The organism is Erythrobacter oryzae, assembly GCF_030271515.1.
Taxonomy (GTDB): Bacteria; Pseudomonadota; Alphaproteobacteria; order Sphingomonadales; family Sphingomonadaceae; genus Erythrobacter; species Erythrobacter oryzae.
Genome location: NZ_JASCXI010000002.1, coordinates 328,528 through 343,354, shown reverse-complemented (window position 1 = coordinate 343,354; position 14,827 = coordinate 328,528). Strand labels below are relative to the sequence as shown.

Annotated in this window: 22 protein-coding genes; 11 read left to right on the top strand and 11 right to left on the bottom strand. The window is 67.4% G+C overall.

Annotated elements, in window-relative coordinates:
• The first annotated feature begins 30 nt into the window (after positions 1-30).
• The 4 genes from dapD (at position 31) to PFX90_RS06420 (ending at position 1,731) form a co-directional block, all read left to right on the top strand.
• Positions 31-867 (top strand): 2,3,4,5-tetrahydropyridine-2,6-dicarboxylate N-succinyltransferase, encoded by an 837-nt coding sequence (dapD, locus tag PFX90_RS06435; protein ID WP_285711552.1) that lies wholly within the window; start codon positions 31-33, stop codon positions 865-867.
• Positions 868-976: 109 nt separating this feature from the next.
• On the top strand, positions 977-1,240 hold the full coding sequence (locus tag PFX90_RS06430; RefSeq protein WP_285711551.1) for a hypothetical protein: 264 nt from the start codon (positions 977-979) through the stop codon (positions 1,238-1,240).
• Positions 1,237-1,458 carry a hypervirulence associated TUDOR domain-containing protein gene (locus PFX90_RS06425; protein WP_285711550.1) on the top strand — a complete coding sequence of 74 codons (222 nt, stop codon included), beginning with the start codon at positions 1,237-1,239 and terminating at the stop codon, positions 1,456-1,458. Before PFX90_RS06430 ends, PFX90_RS06425 begins: the two co-directional genes overlap by 4 nt.
• 114 nt (positions 1,459-1,572) lie before the next feature.
• On the top strand, positions 1,573-1,731 hold the full coding sequence (locus PFX90_RS06420) for a hypothetical protein (protein ID WP_285711549.1): 159 nt from the start codon (positions 1,573-1,575) through the stop codon (positions 1,729-1,731).
• An 8-nt stretch (positions 1,732-1,739) separates the two neighbouring features.
• Here the strand turns inward: PFX90_RS06420 and PFX90_RS06415 are convergent, their stop codons facing one another.
• Positions 1,740-3,071: a dipeptidase gene (locus PFX90_RS06415; RefSeq protein ID WP_285711548.1), complete on the bottom strand. Its 1,332-nt coding sequence runs from the start codon at positions 3,069-3,071 to the stop codon at positions 1,740-1,742.
• Between the two features lie 52 nt (positions 3,072-3,123).
• Between PFX90_RS06415 and PFX90_RS06410 the strand changes: the two genes are divergently transcribed.
• Genes PFX90_RS06410 through PFX90_RS06400 form a run of 3 tightly spaced genes read left to right on the top strand, consistent with a single transcriptional unit; the run spans position 3,124 to position 4,213 of the window.
• Positions 3,124-3,576: a cupin domain-containing protein gene (locus PFX90_RS06410; RefSeq protein ID WP_285712046.1), complete on the top strand. Its 453-nt coding sequence runs from the start codon at positions 3,124-3,126 to the stop codon at positions 3,574-3,576.
• Positions 3,573-3,971 (top strand): DoxX family protein, encoded by a 399-nt coding sequence (locus PFX90_RS06405; RefSeq protein ID WP_285711547.1) that lies wholly within the window; start codon positions 3,573-3,575, stop codon positions 3,969-3,971. Before PFX90_RS06410 ends, PFX90_RS06405 begins: the two co-directional genes overlap by 4 nt.
• Entirely contained in the window at positions 3,968-4,213 is a 246-nt protein-coding gene (locus PFX90_RS06400) for a DUF3253 domain-containing protein (RefSeq protein WP_285711546.1), read from the top strand. The genes PFX90_RS06405 and PFX90_RS06400 overlap by 4 nt, the downstream gene beginning before the upstream one ends.
• Positions 4,214-4,233: 20 nt before the next feature.
• Here the strand turns inward: PFX90_RS06400 and PFX90_RS06395 are convergent, their stop codons facing one another.
• Complete coding sequence (locus tag PFX90_RS06395) at positions 4,234-4,485, bottom strand: SWIB/MDM2 domain-containing protein (RefSeq protein WP_081095275.1); 252 nt, start codon at positions 4,483-4,485, stop codon at positions 4,234-4,236.
• Between the two features lie 31 nt (positions 4,486-4,516).
• On the bottom strand, positions 4,517-5,110 hold the full coding sequence (locus PFX90_RS06390; protein ID WP_285711545.1) for a YbhB/YbcL family Raf kinase inhibitor-like protein: 594 nt from the start codon (positions 5,108-5,110) through the stop codon (positions 4,517-4,519).
• Between the two features lie 239 nt (positions 5,111-5,349).
• Between PFX90_RS06390 and PFX90_RS06385 the strand changes: the two genes are divergently transcribed.
• Positions 5,350-6,819, top strand: a complete 1,470-nt coding sequence (locus tag PFX90_RS06385) for a S41 family peptidase (protein WP_285711544.1) — start codon at positions 5,350-5,352, stop codon at positions 6,817-6,819.
• Positions 6,820-6,862: 43 nt separating this feature from the next.
• On the opposite strand, the gene PFX90_RS06380 is transcribed toward PFX90_RS06385, so the two are convergent.
• Both PFX90_RS06380 and PFX90_RS06375 read right to left on the bottom strand, forming a co-directional pair.
• Positions 6,863-7,270 carry a GFA family protein gene (locus tag PFX90_RS06380; protein ID WP_285711543.1) on the bottom strand — a complete coding sequence of 136 codons (408 nt, stop codon included), beginning with the start codon at positions 7,268-7,270 and terminating at the stop codon, positions 6,863-6,865.
• Positions 7,271-7,302: 32 nt separating this feature from the next.
• Entirely contained in the window at positions 7,303-7,731 is a 429-nt protein-coding gene (locus PFX90_RS06375) for a COG3650 family protein (RefSeq protein WP_285711542.1), read from the bottom strand.
• A gap of 63 nt (positions 7,732-7,794) precedes the next feature.
• Here PFX90_RS06375 and PFX90_RS06370 point away from each other — a divergent pair, with 63 nt between their 5' ends.
• Both PFX90_RS06370 and PFX90_RS06365 read left to right on the top strand, forming a co-directional pair.
• Positions 7,795-9,033 carry an FAD-binding domain-containing protein gene (locus tag PFX90_RS06370; protein WP_285711541.1) on the top strand — a complete coding sequence of 413 codons (1,239 nt, stop codon included), beginning with the start codon at positions 7,795-7,797 and terminating at the stop codon, positions 9,031-9,033.
• Between the two features lie 73 nt (positions 9,034-9,106).
• Complete coding sequence (locus tag PFX90_RS06365; protein ID WP_285711540.1) at positions 9,107-10,306, top strand: hypothetical protein; 1,200 nt, start codon at positions 9,107-9,109, stop codon at positions 10,304-10,306.
• Between the two features lie 2 nt (positions 10,307-10,308).
• On the opposite strand, the gene PFX90_RS06360 is transcribed toward PFX90_RS06365, so the two are convergent.
• The 3 genes from PFX90_RS06360 to PFX90_RS06350 all read right to left on the bottom strand — a co-directional run bounded on the left by PFX90_RS06360 (position 10,309) and on the right by PFX90_RS06350 (position 11,278).
• Positions 10,309-10,662, bottom strand: coding sequence for an HPF/RaiA family ribosome-associated protein (locus tag PFX90_RS06360; RefSeq protein ID WP_285711539.1), 354 nt, complete (start codon positions 10,660-10,662; stop codon positions 10,309-10,311).
• 78 nt (positions 10,663-10,740) lie between these two features.
• The gene (locus PFX90_RS06355) at positions 10,741-10,968 is read right to left on the bottom strand and encodes a hypothetical protein (RefSeq protein WP_285711538.1); all 228 of its coding nucleotides are present in this window, start codon (positions 10,966-10,968) and stop codon (positions 10,741-10,743) included.
• Between the two features lie 97 nt (positions 10,969-11,065).
• Positions 11,066-11,278, bottom strand: coding sequence for a cold-shock protein (locus tag PFX90_RS06350; protein ID WP_066531312.1), 213 nt, complete (start codon positions 11,276-11,278; stop codon positions 11,066-11,068).
• Between the two features lie 282 nt (positions 11,279-11,560).
• Between PFX90_RS06350 and PFX90_RS06345 the strand changes: the two genes are divergently transcribed.
• A complete protein-coding gene (locus tag PFX90_RS06345) occupies positions 11,561-12,304 on the top strand; it encodes a GGDEF domain-containing protein (protein ID WP_285711537.1) in 744 nt (247 codons plus the stop codon).
• 377 nt (positions 12,305-12,681) lie between these two features.
• On the opposite strand, the gene PFX90_RS06340 is transcribed toward PFX90_RS06345, so the two are convergent.
• From PFX90_RS06340 to PFX90_RS06330, 3 genes are read right to left on the bottom strand one after another with little or no spacing between them, the layout of a single operon-like run.
• On the bottom strand, positions 12,682-13,290 hold the full coding sequence (locus tag PFX90_RS06340) for a hypothetical protein (RefSeq protein WP_285711536.1): 609 nt from the start codon (positions 13,288-13,290) through the stop codon (positions 12,682-12,684).
• 40 nt (positions 13,291-13,330) lie between these two features.
• Positions 13,331-14,089 carry a BglII/BstYI family type II restriction endonuclease gene (locus PFX90_RS06335; RefSeq protein WP_285711535.1) on the bottom strand — a complete coding sequence of 253 codons (759 nt, stop codon included), beginning with the start codon at positions 14,087-14,089 and terminating at the stop codon, positions 13,331-13,333.
• Positions 14,086-14,733, bottom strand: coding sequence for an MT-A70 family methyltransferase (locus PFX90_RS06330; RefSeq protein WP_285711534.1), 648 nt, complete (start codon positions 14,731-14,733; stop codon positions 14,086-14,088). The genes PFX90_RS06335 and PFX90_RS06330 overlap by 4 nt, the downstream gene beginning before the upstream one ends.
• Positions 14,734-14,827 lie beyond the last annotated feature (94 nt).

Genomic DNA, 14,827 nt, shown 5'->3' with positions numbered 1-14,827 from the left:
CACGGGCGAAATTGTCCGCCGGAGACCGCCATGCATGACGACCTGATCACCGCCATCGAAGCCGCATGGGAAGACCGCGCTTCGGTCGCCCCCGGCCATGAAGTCGGCGAGGCGGTGGGCGCCGCGCTCGCCCTGCTCGACAGCGGCGAGGCGCGCGTTGCCCAGCCCGACGGCAACGGGGGCTGGCAGGTCAACCAGTGGCTCAAGAAGGCGGTGCTCCTCTCCTTCCGCCTCAACGACAACCGCGTGATGGACGGCGGCGCCGCCGGTGCGCCCGCCTATGACAAGGTGCCGCTCAAGTTCGCCGGTTGGGGCGAGAACCGCTTCCGCGAGGCAGGCTTCCGTGTCGTCCCCGGCGCGGTGGTGCGGCGCGGCGCGCACATTTCCAAGGGCGCGGTGCTGATGCCGAGCTTCGTCAACATCGGCGCCTATGTCGGCGAGAACACGATGATCGACACCTGGGCGACCGTGGGCTCCTGCGCGCAGATCGGCGCGAACGTCCACATCTCGGGCGGGGCGGGGATCGGCGGGGTGCTCGAGCCGCTGCAGGCCGAGCCCGTCATCATCGGTGACGGCGCCTTCATCGGCGCCCGCGCGGAAGTGGCCGAAGGCGTGCGCGTGGGCGAGGGCGCGGTGCTCTCGATGGGCGTCTATCTCGGCGCCTCGACCAAGATCGTCGACCGCGCGACCGGCGAAGTCCACATGGGCGCGGTGCCGCCCTACGCGGTGGTCGTCCCCGGTTCGATGCCCGGCAAGCCGCTCCCCGACGGCACCCCGGGCCCGAGCCTCTACTGCGCGGTGATCGTCAAGACGGTCGACGCCCAGACCCGCTCGAAGACCGGCATCAACGAGCTGCTGCGCGACTGATCGGGCCGCAGCCCCGCCCTGCCGCGTTTCCGCTCCGCCCTATCATGGCGCAGCGAACCATCCGCGCCGTGCCGGCATAGGCCCCTGTTCATTGCAGCAGGAGACCTTCATGCCGACACCCGAACCCCGCACCCGTATCGACGAAACCGACGCCAAGGCCGGGAGCCGGGAAGGCGTGGTGCGCTGGGTGCTGCTGTTGAGCCTCGCGGGCGCGATCGTCGCGCTGACGCTGATCTGGGTCACCGGCGCGCTGACGCAGGATGCGGGCGAGAGCCAGATGAATGTCGAGCGCAAGCCCGATGCCGGGGGCGATGCCGCGACTTCTGAAGATAGCTCCACCGACGGCATCTCCGCGCCCGAGACCCCGCGATGAGCGACACCTTTCGCATGGGCCAGAAGGTGTCGTGGAACTGGGGCTCGGGCACCGCGACCGGCACAATCAAGGAGCGTTACGAGCGCGAGGTGACGCGCAAGATCAAGGGCTCGGAGATCACCCGCAACGGCGATCACGACAACCCCGCATACCTGATCGAGCAGGACGACGGCGACGAGGTCCTCAAGCTTGCAAGTGAACTCAAACCCGCCGACTGACTTTTGGATTGTTCCACAATCCGCCGCTTTTCGGGAACCATTTATCCCACCTCGGGGTTGATTGACGTTACGGAAACATATTCCCTAACGTCAACAACAACGGGGAGAGCGACAATGGCCGACAAGAACGAGTCCATCCGCATCAACGACGAAGCCGCGCGCGGTGCGGTCAGCAACACGGGCCTGCGCTATGTGCTCGGCTTCAGCCTCGCTTTCGCGGTGATCGCGATGAGCCTGGTCTGGATCGTCCCGGCCATCGCGATGTCGCACTAGGGCGGCCGTCACTCCGCCTTTGCGGGAGGCGTGATCAGCGTCTCGATCGGCGGCTCGCCCGCGACGCTGGCCGCATAGGCCTCGGCCGCGCGCATCACGCGCAGGATGTTGCGGCTCGCGATCAGCTCCAGTTCGGCCTGCGACAGCCCGCGTCGCGCGAGTTCGGTGAACAGGGCGGGGTAGCCGCTGACGTCCTCCATACCCACAGGGCCGATCGGCATGCCGTCGTAATCGCCGCCGATACCGATATGCTCGATGCCCGCGACCTCGCGGATGTGCATGATGTGATCGGCGACGTCCTTGATCGACGCCTTGGGCTCGGGGTTCGCGGCGAGCCATGCGTCCATCGCCTTGGTCGCGGCATCGGGATTGCCGAGGTGGACGACCTTCAACCGCGCCAGCTCGCCCGCGCGCTTCGCGTCCCACTGGCGGATGTCCTCGTCGATGAAGCGCGGCAGGGCGACCACCATCACCACCCCGCCGTTCTCGGGCAGGCGCGCGAGCACGCTATCGGGCACGTTGCGCGGATGCGGCGTCACCGCGCGCGCGCCGGAGTGGCTGAAGATCACCGGGGCCTTGGCCACGTCCAGCGCGTCCATCATGGTGTCCTCGCTGACATGGCTGAGATCGACCAGCATCCCCAGCCGGTTCATCTCGCGCACCACATCCATCCCGAAGGCGGTGAGCCCGCCGTGCTTCGGATTGTCGGTCGCCGCATCGGCCCAGGGGATGTTCGAATTGTGCGTCAGCGTCATGTAGCGCGCGCCCATCGCGTGGAACTGGCGCAGCACCGCAAGGCTCGATCCGATCGAATAGCCGCCCTCCATCCCGAGCAATGAGGCGACCTTGCCCTCGCGCATCGCGGTCTCGACCTGATCGGCGGTCAGCGCATAGCGCATGGTATCGGGATTGCGCGCGATCAGGCGCTTGGTGACGTCGATCTGCTCGATGGTCTGCTGCACCGCGGCGGCCTCGTTGGCGTTGTGCGGGACATAGACCGACCAGAACTGCGCCCCGACCTTGCCCTTCTTCAGCCGCAGGAGATCGGTGTGCATCGCGCCATCGTCTCCGCCGACATGGTCGTGCTCGTCCATCGTGTCGGTGAAGTCGAAGGCGTTGATCTGGTTGTCGTAGCGCTGGCGCAGCTGGCCGGGCGCGTCATTGTGCCCGTCGAACACCGGCGCGGCCTCGAGCGCGGCGTTGGCGATGGCGGTCGCGGTGGCGTCGTCGACCTGCGGGGGCGGCGGGGCCTTCTGCGCGGCGAGCGGGCTCGCCAGCAGGAGCGCGGCGGCAAGGGCAAGGCGGGAGGCACGAGGGTGCGAAGGCGCGGAGAGTTGCATGGGGGAGGCTCCCGAAGCTAGAGCGCCCGCTATGGGCGAACAAGGAATGGGCATGGATAGCGCGGGCAAGCTGATCGAACAATTGGGCCTTGCAGCCCATCCCGAGGGCGGGTGGTACCGCGAGACGTGGCGCGGAGACGCAGGCTCGGATGGCCGCGCGAGCGGCACCGCGATCATCTTCCTGCTGCGCGCCGGCGAAGCCTCGCACTGGCACACGGTCGATGCGGCCGAGCTGTGGCTGTGGCAGGCGGGCGATCCGGTCGAGCTGCGGCTCTCGGCCTCGGACGAAGGCCCCGCGCGCTCGGTGATCCTCGGCAGCGATATTGGCGCAGGCCAACAATTGCAGGGCCTCGTCGCGCCGGGCGAATGGCAGGCGGCGCGCCCCTTTGGCGCGGCGGTGCAGGGCTACAGTCTCGTCTCCTGCGTAGTGGTGCCGGGGTTCGATTTCGCAGGATTCCGCCTCGCCGAGCCGGGTTGGGAGCCGGGGACCGGGGGGCCTGCATGATGAAGACCGTCCTCCGCTGGCTGCTCGCGGTGTTCTACTTCGTCGCCGGGGTGATCCACATCGCCCTGCCCGCGCCCTTCCTCACCATCATGCCGCCCGGCGTGCCCTTCCCGGAAGGCGTGGTGCTGTGGACGGGGGTGGCCGAGATCCTCGGGGCGATCGGGCTGGTGCAGCCGCTCTCGAAACCCTTGCGGCAGGCCGCCGGGTGGGGCCTTGCCGCCTATGCACTGTGCGTCTGGCCCGCCAACATCAACCACATGCTGATGGACATGGCGCGCGGCGATGGGGGGCTGGGGATGGGCTATCACATCCCCCGGATGTTCGCGCAGCCGGTGATCATCTGGCTCGCGCTGTGGGTGGGCGAGTGCCTGCCACTCCGCCGCAAGGCACAGTGACCGCCGGGGAGGCGATCCTCGCGCTGCTGGGCCAAAGGGCCGAGGGCGCGACCATCTGCCCGAGCGAGGCCGCGCGCCTGCTCGCAGGCACGGACGGCGACTGGCGCGCCGAAATGGCGGCAGTCCACGCCGCGACCGACAGCCTGCTCGAACAGGGCGCCATCACCCTCTCGCGGAAGGGCGAGCCCAAACAAAAGCGGCGCGGACCCTACCGGATCGCGCGCCGCCGATGCGGGGCCTAGGCCCCTGTGTGCCGTAAGGCTCAGCTCAGGTGCTTCGAGACCGCAGCGGTCATCTTGAACATCGAGATCTGGTCCTTGCCGATCACCGCGCCGAGCTTGGCGTCGGGATTGATCTGGCGCTTGTCCTTGGTGTCCTGCAGGCCGTTGGCCTTGATGTATTCCCACACCTTCGAGGTCACTTCGGCGCGGGTCATCGGGCCCTTGCCGATCACCGCCTCGAGGTCGCCCGAAAGCGTCACGGGCTTCTGCAGTGCGTTGGTGGTTCCAGCCATCTTCTACTCCCTTATGTCAGTGGCAGGTTGATCACAAATCATCGTCTTCCCAGTCCGCATCGTCCTCTTCCCCGCCGCCGGTAAAGGTGGCGTGGAGCACCGCACAAGCCGTTATCGACCCTTGCAGCGATGCGAGCAGTTCCGCCCTTCCGGCCCCGGGCATCAGCACCAGCGGCAGGTCAGTCGCGAAAAGTTGAAACAGGTAGTGGCGCGTCTCGCCCTCGGGCGGCGAGGGCAGCAGCCATTCGGAATTGCCGGCCTTGTTCTTGCCGGTGCGCGGCGGGGTTTCGCCTTCGAGCAGCTTGCCGCGCTGGCCCGCGAGGCCCCAGACCAGCCAGTGGCAGGCCGGATCGCCGCTTGCAGGCGAGGAGGCATCCTCGACCACCAGCACCAGCTCGGCCGAGCCCGGCGGCGGCGCGCTCCATTCGAGCGGCGGGGCGACCGCGTCCTCTTCCTCGGCGGTGAAGCTCGCATCGAGCGCCTCGCCCTGGCCGAACGCCGGGCTGGTCAGCGCAAAACCGCCGCGCGCCATCGCCTGCGCCGAACCCAGCTTCGCGATGGCGAGACCGGGATGACGCGCGGAAGCGGGCACATGGGGTGCAAGCCAGGCTGGGAAATCCGTCATGATTCTGTCTTTACTCGCCCTCGTGCTAGTCCCTTCGGATGCGCCTTGCGAGATGGGGCAAGGCCGTTTTCGGCGGATTCTGCGGAAAACCCTGCAAATGCAGGCAAAAAGATCACGCTTTTTTGCGCCATAACGGGTCTAAGCGCTTCGGGCGCGCTTGCTCTTGCGCGTTTGGCGAGGCATTCCTGCCGCAGCGCGCCGCCCCGAGGCGCGCACGAATGCCCCGGAGAAAACCTTCCATGCGTGTCGATCGCACTGCCCTCAGCCTTGTTCTGGCCTTCCAGCTTGCCGCCTGCGGAGGCGGCGGATCGTCCTCCGGCCCGCCCACCAGCGGCGGTGGCGGCACTCCGACCCCGACGCCGAGCACGGGCGCCTGTTCGCTGAGCGCGCAGCAGGACTTCGCCGACCAGGTGCTCAACGAGTGGTATCTCTTCCCCGATCTGCTCACCCCGGTGAACCGCGCCACGGTCAGCAATCTCGACGACTATCTCGATGCCCGCGTCGCCCCGGCGCGCGCGCAGAACCGGGACCGCTTCTTCACCTTCGCGACCTCGATCGCGCAGGAGAACGCGCTGATCAATTCGGGCTCCTCGGCGGGCTTCGGCATCCGCCTGTCCTACGACACCCTCAACCGCCGCCTGTTCGTGGTCGAGGCCTATGAGGGCGCCCCGGCGCTCGCCGCCGGGCTCGACCGCGGGACCGAGATCACCGCGATCGGCACCAGCGCCGCGAGCCTCCAGAGCGTCTCCAGCCTGTTCGCGAGCGGGGGATCGCAAGCCGTGGCCGATGCGCTCGGGCCCTCGACCGCGGGCCTTTCGCGCGTCTTGCGCTTCACCCCCGCGGGCGGCGCGAGCCAGGAGCGCACCGTCACCAAGGCCGACTTCCCGCTCGATCCGGTCTCGGACCGCTACGGTTTCTCGATCATCACCGACGGCGCGCGGCGGATCGGCTATATCAACCTGCGCACCTTCATCATCGCCGACGCGGCCAACCAGCTGCGCAGCGCCTTCGGGACGCTCAATGCGCAGGGCGTGACCGAGCTGATCGTCGATCTCAGATACAACGGCGGCGGGCTCGTCAGCGTGGGCGACACCTTCGGCGACCTGATGGGCCGCGGGCGCGTGGGGCAGGTGTGGAGCCGCGAGGTGCTGCGCGCCTCCAAGTCCTCGGAAAACTCGACCCAGCTGTTCCGCAACGAGGCCAACGCGATCGCCCCCACCAAGGTCGCCTTCATCACCACCGGGGCGAGCGCCTCGGCGAGCGAGCTGGTGATCAATTCGATGCTCCCCTATCTCGGCAACAACATGGCGCTGGTGGGGGCCAATTCCTTCGGCAAGCCGGTCGGCCAGTTCGCCTTCGACCTCGCGGCCTGCGACCTGCGCATCCGCGCGGTGGCGTTCCAGACGGTCAACGCCAACAACCAGGGCGAATATTACAGCGGCCTCGCCAGTGTCGTGCCCAACACCTGCCGCGCCGGCGACGACATCACGCGGCCGCTGGGCGATCCGCAGGAGGCCTCGATCGCCGCGGCGCTCGATTTCCTCGCCGGGCGCGCCTGCACGCCGATCAGCGGCACCGCAGGCGACATCGCGGGCACCGGCCCCAATGGCGGGCAGAGCACGCGGCAGGGCCTGAACCTGCCCGAGCGCGAACCGCTCCAGCCGAGAAAGCCGCTGCCGGTGCAGCGCGAGCTGCCGGGCTTGTTCTAGCAAGCCGCCGGACCCGCAGGCCCCGCAGGGGCCGCGGGCTCCCTCAGAGCCCCTCGGGCACCGTCGCGAAGCTCGGCGTGTCGCCGAGGTCGACCCAGTCCTGCTTGCTCTTGGCATAGCAGTGGAAGGCGGGCTTGAGGATGCTGGTATCGTCGAGCGTCCCGGCCTTGATGAACATCATGCCCGGAGGGCTGTCGACCCGGGTGAAGACGGGCGAGCCGCATTCGGGGCAGAACTGCCGCCGCACGGTCGCGCCGCTGTCGCCGGTGTCGTTGTAGGTCTTGAGCGTGCCCTCGAACGCGACCGCGTTCTCGGGCACGCCGATGATGACCGAGAGCGCGCTGCCGGCCTGACGCTGGCAGTTCTTGCAATGGCAGGTGACGCACAGCAGCGGGTCGCTCTCGCAGGTGTAGCGCACGCCGCCGCACAGGCAGCCTCCGGTGATGGTCATCGCGATTTTCTCCCCCTCGGGGCCCCTCGCCCCTACGGGGCTTCGGGGCCGGTGAATGGCTGGCTATCCGTATAGCCGCAGCCGGTCAGAGTCTCCCCGCCCAAAGCGATAGTGGCGACGAAGGGGAAGCGGCGGTCGCTCATCCCGTCGCTGCACTGGCCGGGGGTGAGCGTTGCGGTGAAGGGCTTGCCATCGAGCTGGCCCGAGAAGCCGAGGCCGCCGTTCCCGGCGAAGCGCTTGAGCGCGAGCTTGGTGCCGTCAGGCGTGTCGGGGGTGGTCCACACGCCCTCCCCGCCCTTCACCGAAAGGTTCCAGAAGGGCTCGGTGCCGAGCATGGTGACCGCCTCTTGCGGGGCGACCTTGTCGAAGGGCTTGCCCTCGGGGTCGATGCCATCGGTCTGGGCGGGGGTGCAGGCGGCGGCCAGCGCGAGGGCGGCGAGCAGCGGAAGGCGGGGTTGCATCGGGGGTCTCCTCGGTTGCAGGAATAGGCCGGAACCTCGGCCCCGCCAAGGCATTGCCCGCCCATGGACTTTGCCCCGACCCGCGCCGCCGCGCTCGCCCGCCTTGCCGCCTTCCTCCCCGCCGCCGGCCGCCGCTATGCCGAGACCCGCAACGCCGATGATGGCCCGCGCGCCGAGGGGCGCGGCAATGTCTCGCAGCTCTCGCCCTGGCTCCACGCCGGGCTGATCGGCGAACCCGAGGTGCTCGAGGCGGTGCTGGGCCAGCATTCCCCCCGCGCCGCCGAAAAGTTCATCGCCGAGGTGTTCTGGCGGATCTACTTCAAGGGTTACCTCGAGCAGCGCCCCGCAATCTGGGACGATTATCGCAAGGGCCGCGACGGCGCGTTGGCAGCGCTCGAGGCCAATGCGGGGTTGCGCAAAGGCTATACCGAGGCGGTGGAAGGTCGCACCGGGATCGAGGCTTTCGACGTCTGGGCGCAGGAACTCGTCGCTACCGGCTACCTCCACAACCACGCGCGGATGTGGTTCGCGAGCATCTGGATCTTCACCCTGAAGCTCGACTGGCGGCTCGGCGCGGACTTCTTCCTCCGCCACCTGATGGACGCCGATGCGGCCTCGAACACGCTGTCGTGGCGCTGGGTCGCGGGGCTGCACACCAAGGGCAAGCACTACCTCGCGCGGGCGGACAACATCGCGCGCTACACGGCGGGCCGCCCCGAGGGGGCGCTCGCCGCGCCGCGGCTCGCGGGCGACGAGGCGCAGCCGCTGACCGAGCCGCAGGACTACGCGCGCCAAAAGCTCGACCTGCCCCGCCCCGTCACCGCCGCCGATCTGGCCGAGCCCTTCGCGCTGCTGCTGCATGACGAGGCCGCGCACCACGCGCCCCTCGCCCTCCCCGCCGCCCCCGCGCTGGTGATCGCTGCCGCCCGGCCAGAGGCACGCTCCCCCGGCGCGCTGGGCAGCCGTGCGCAGGCCTTCGCGCAAGGCGCGCTCGCAAGCGGCATGGCCGAGGCTGCCGCCGGTTTCGGCTGCCCCGCGGTGGAATGGCGCGCGGGCGAGCCGCTCGCACCCCTGCTCGCGGAGGCGGGGGTGGAGCGGATCGCTGTGCCCTACCTCCCCGCCGGATGGACCCGCGACGCGCTCAGTCCCGACCTCGACCCGCTCGCCGCGCAGGGCCGCGTCGTCACCCTGCTGGGCGATATCGACCGCGCCACCTGGCCGCTCGCCAAGGCGGGGTTCTTCGCGATCGCCAAGGCAATCGACGGCCTGCTCGCCGAATGCGGAATTCGCGGCGCCGGGTGAGCCGATCAACCCGGAATTAACCCTGACGCCGTAACCCCTTGCGGCTGTCATCCACTGCCCGGTTCGCACCGCCATGCTCTACCCCAACCGCCTGCAAGCCGCCCTGCTGTTCGACCGCCGCGTACATGATCTCGAAGCGATCATGCGCAGCTTCATGCGGATCGAGAATATGCGCTCACCGGTCAGCTACAGCCTGCCGGAGGCCAATCCGGGCTATTTCTACCGCCTGTTCCACCCGGCCGAAGAGCTGATGGTGACGTTCGAATATGTCGAACGCCCGTGCAATCCCGAGGCGTTCCGCGCCACTCTCGGCTCGCCCTATACCGGCATCATCACCCCCGACATCCGTGATCGGATCGCGCGGACCGATACCCACATATTGCTCGAAGTCTCGCACGGGGTGATGGGCGGGGTCGAGGAAGACCCCAAGATCGCCGCATTTCTGCAAATCATCGGCACCCCGCGCGCGGGCGCCACGCGCGAACAGTTCGAACGCCGGTTGCAGGTGCTCGCGCTGATGGCGCGGATCGCGATCGAGCATGCCATGCCGCTGGCGGTGCACTGGACGCAGTCCGATCTGCTGCTGCACGGCGAGGCTTTCGACGGGATCGCCGCCTGCCCCGACCTGCCCGGCCCGCTCCACATCCACCCCCAGCTGTTCGGCCCCAAGCGCCCCGTGCCGGGCGAGCCGAACAAGGCCGGGATCCGCACCTTCGGCGTGCGCCACTGGCTGGGCCGCGAGGTGCTGATCGAGCCGCATGCCCTGCCCTGGGCCGCCAATTTCGAGGTGATCCTCACCTTCCTGCGGATCGCCACCATGCCGGGCGGCTATGTCATCCCCGATGGCGACACCTTCGGCCCGGAGGATCGCAGCCTGTCCTACCGGGTGCTCCACCACGATGCCGGCGCGGCGCTGGCCGAGGCCGAGACCACCGACATGCCGCTCTACGAACTGGTTCCGCTGAAGCACCTCGCCCACGGCTTCGTCGCGCCCGAGCACGTGCGCGACGACCGCGTGATCGCGCCCGGCGACTTTCCGCCCGATCTCATGCCGGTGGGGCAGGAGGAGAAGATGGCGCTCGCCAACGAGTGGTTCCAGAAGCGCAAGCTGGCCGAGGGGATCGGCGGCCGCTTCGAGGTGCGCCATGCCGACGCGCCCCCGGCAGCGCCGCCGCCATCGCCGCCCCCGCCGCCCGCTCCGTCCGAGCCGGGGCTGACCGGGGCGAGCGGACGCGGGCTGCGCGCGCGGGTGTTCGGGCGCAAGGGGCTCTAGGTTCAGATCTGCTTGTCGGGCGAGGGATCGCGGCGATGGCGTTCGGCCTTGCCCAGCACCCGCTCCAGCCGCTCGGCCATCGTGTTCGCCGCGATCCGCGCCGCGGCATCGACATCGGCCGCCTTGCCGGTCACCCCGATCGGGCGCGAGCCGCGCGGGCGCGCCTCGATCGTGCAATGCTTGTCGTCCGCGCCGTGCTTGGCGCCGTTGACGTCCGAGACATGCACCTCGACCCGCGTCAGCCTTTCGCTGAACCGCGCCAGCCGCTGGCGCACCTGCGCCTCGATCCGGGCGGCGACCTCGCGGGTGCCCATCACCGAGCTGTCGGTGTTGAACTGGAACTGCATGGTGCTCATGGCGCTTGTCTCCTCGTGCCGTCGTTCACCCCGTTGCCCTAGGGAGAACATGGGCCCGGCCAGCGCCGCTTTCCAGCCCTATCCGACGGAGCGTTCGTCAGTCAGGTCGCTTGCCGCCCGGCGCTCGGCGCGTACGCGTTCGGCCTTCCCGCGCTCCTCGATGGTCTTGCGCGCATGTTCGGCGAGGCCCCGCCAGGTCTTTTCGGAGCGCAGCTCGCGCTCGCGCACATTCTCGAGCGTCGCCTTTTCGGCCAGGGCAGCCGCTTCGTCGGCGCGTTCGCAGTAGAATTCGTAGGTCTGGGCCATCGGGGGTGTCCTGCCATGGGAGGGGGTAGGCGGGATTCGTTAGGCGTATTCGGGGCAGGAGCGGGGCACCGAAGCACCCCGCTCCCGCAAAATCGGATCAGGCCGAGGCCAGGTTCACGGCGCTTTCCTTGCCGTTGCGCCCGCGCTCGAGATCGTAGGTCAGACGTTGGTCCTTATCGAGGCTGTGCATCCCGGCGGCCTGCACGGCGGTGATGTGGACGAAGCTGTCCGACGAACCGTCGTCGGGCTGGATGAAGCCATAGCCCTTTTCGGTGTTGAAGAACTTCACGGTTCCGGTCTTGCTGCTCATGGGTTGTTCCTTTCAAGAACAAGAGGTTGCCCGCAGGCAGGATGCCGTGCGGGCCGTGCGTCGTATCGTCCGATGAAAGGAAGTCGTCGTCTGGGTATAGCCACGCGGCCGGAGCCGGGTGGTTGAGCGCAAATTTCGAAGTCCGTCGCAAATTTCGACGTCAGCCCGCGTGCCATAGCACCCTTTCCCGCAATCGCCTAATCGGCCCGTCGCATCCGTCCCTGCCGGCTCCCGCCGCGTCAAGACATTCGCAACCCCTCCTGCGCTATCCTTATGGCCGCGATGAACCCGCCCGCCGCCTCCCACGACGCCCTCGACGCCCTGCGCGCCCGCCTGCGCCGCACCGGCTTCATCGTCGTCGGCGGGTCGATCCTCGCCACCCTCCTCTTCGTCCACATCGCGATGACCCAGTTCGGCGGCATCGTCTATCTCGACGCCATGATCGCCGCGGTGCTCATCCCGCTGGTGGTCGCGAGCCTCGCCTTCCGCTGGATCGCCGCGCTCTCCCTCCAGCTCGAGGCCTCGCGCCGCGAGCTCGAACGCCTCGCGCTCGAGGACCCGCTCACCGGCCTAGCCAACCGCCGCGCGGCGATGGCGCAGCTCGCCGCATGGTCCGCCGCGCCCGGCGCCCCCGTGTGCCTCGCGATCGCCGACATCGACTTCTTCAAGCGCGTCAACGACCGGCTCGGCCACGACGGCGGGGACGCGAGCCTCGTCCACTTCGCCGGCATGCTGCGCCGCATGGTGCCCGAGGGCTGGCTGGTCGCCCGCATCGGCGGCGAGGAGTTCCTGCTCGCCGCCCCCACCGCCGACTTCACCGCCTTCGCCGAGCGGATCGAGACCCTGCGCATCGCGGTCGCCGAGACCCCGCTCATCACCCCCACCGGCCCCTGGCGCCTGACCGCAAGCTTCGGCCTCGCCGAGCAAGCCCCCGCCGAGCCCCACGACCGCCTCATCACCCGCGCCGACCGCGCGCTGTATGCCGCCAAGCAGGCGGGCCGGAACCGGAGCGAGCGGGCTGCTTGATTGCGAGGGCGCCTCCGCGCGGAGTCTCTTGTTTTCCGCACGCCATCCGGCGTGCGAAATCCTCGCTCACGCGGCCTGAAGGCCGCATCGCTGCGGGCGGCCGTTCGGCCTTGCGGTCGCTGCGCGACCGATACCAGCGCTCCCCATTCCCGTAGGCGCTGGTTCGGCCCGCAGGGCCGCGAGCGCACGGCGCGAGCCGCAGGTGCTCGATCCCGCAGGGATCGAAACGCACCGAGGACGTGCCCGCGGAGGCGGGCACGCAAACAAAAACCCCAAAGTTTACAAAGTTGACACTGTAAACTTCGCAATCCTACAGGTTTTTCGCTTTATTCTCGGAGACTTGCGGGCGAAAACCGAAGTTGACACTGTGCGCGGCGTTATTCGGGGCGCGGGGCAGCGTTCTGGGCCGCTTCGTCGCCATCCGCGTCCTGTCCATCGCCCTCGGCAGCGTCATGCGCCAGCAGCGCTGCGTAGTCGGCCTCGATCTCGGCCTCCCAAGTCTCGGGGCCCTCGGCCACCCGCTCGAGCAGCCGCGCGAAGTCGTCGCGCCCATAGCCGCGCGCTGGATGGCCCGAGGGCACGCTCCGCCGTTCGCCGAGCGCGCCGCGCGCCTTGAGCAGCGCGACCGTCAGCCGCTCGTCATAGCGGCGCGTGAGGTGGACCACATGGCCCTTGTGGAAGTGCGGCACCTCGACTCCGTTCAGCGCCCGATCGAGCGCCGCGTCAAGCAGCTCGTCGAACCGGCAGCGGGTGGCGACCTGCCATGCCTGATCGAAGGGCTCGCCCCTGAGCCGCGCGCGCAAGGCATAGGCCGCCTGCCGGCTCATCCCCACCTGCTGCGCCGCCCCCGCCACGCTCGACCCGGCAGCGAGCGCCTCGAGAAAAGCGGTCTGCCGTTCGATGGTCCACCCGTCGCGGCGGACAGTGGCAAAAGCGGCGGTCTGGGGCGAGCGGCCCGAAGGGCACGGGGCGGGGATGCGAGTCATCGGGGGATGATGACTCAGGGTAGGGGCTGTAGGAAAGGGGTTAGTCTTCAGTGACACATTTCGGCGTGATTCCTATCGCAAGTACAGGACAGCCACCATTGCGCCCTGCATCCAAACGATACAGAAGTTTTCCCATCCAAGTAGTAGAAGCGCCGTATTTCTTGAAAACTTCCTGCGTTCCTTCGCTACCATCCTTCGCTAGAACCTTGCCAAGGGTTCTAAAGAAGTGGTTATTCATCGATGAGCCTCTTGTGATCAACACACCGACATCAATCGCTCCAGCATCGTAAAATGCCGAGAAGGCATAAAGATCTCGATCGTAGGTCTGATCCTTGCTGTTCCATTCAAGGTCAAGTGCTACGCGACCATTCAAAAAGTCGATGCGATGGCCGTCAAGAAAGCCTTCACGCACATACTCGCTGAAGACATAATCGGTTTTCTTCGCGTCCAGAAGCTTCACGTGAAGGTCAGCAGAGATGCGCGTCTCTCGCCAACCATCGCCTTCGGTGAAGAGCGTATCGACATATTTGGCGATCAGCCCCTTGCTGCCACCCGGCGTGCGGATCATCGTCTGCGAAATAGTGAACCGGCTCAGGGCCGTCAGAATTTGGTCGAACTGGGCAGGAAAACTGGTCGCAAGGATAGACGCAGCATTGCGATAGCTGAAAACCTCAAACTTGCTCAGCAATTCGTCCGGGAAATGTGGCTCGACGACAGCCCGGTGATCAGCCCCACGGCCGCTAGAAACGTCGTCATGCCTCTCTGGGAGGCCCGAGTCCTCGTCTTCCGATCCACTCATTCAGCCGCAATACTCAGGGAGCTATTGTAGGAGTATGTTTGCCAATCAGGGCGATATTCATCATCAGCCTGATTGCCCCAAACCGTCCACTTGGGCCGAGTGCCGCGACTGAAGAGTTCAATACGCGGGCCCCAGCTACATTCCTCAATGATCTTATATTGTTCATCGGGCTTTCGGCTGTGCTCGCGCTTGCGCGACTGGATCATGTTAACCTGTGTCCGACCCGGTTTAAGGGTCCGGGCGTTTTTTCCTCGCACGCCGAAGAGAAGAATTTCGGTCACATTGCGAAAATAAAATCCGACACCGCGACCGTCAGAGCCTCCGTCCTTCCGAACTTTGTGCCAGACGATGTTGGATATGTACCGAAAGCCCCATGCGTCCATGACTCGGAGGCCTTCAGGCAACAAAGCGTTGGGAACCCACATATACAAATGGGCAGGATCATCTGCGATACGTTCCACAGGAAGGTTGCAAATATCGTCAAGCGTCATGGTGCCATAGCGCGAGAGCCGCTTATGCTCAGGTGCAACCTTCCCTGTACGGTTTTGAAACTGCCAAGGAGGGTCGGCTAGTATCGTCGCGAATTTCCGATTGCCCGCCGTAGCGAGAAGGCTCTCTCCAGGGGTTTCGCCATCTTGGAACATAAGGAGACCGTGCCGGATGCACCTTGAACTGTCAAGCATCTCAAACTGTCTTTCCCAAGCCGTTTTGGAGCAACCTTGAACTACACCTTCCGCG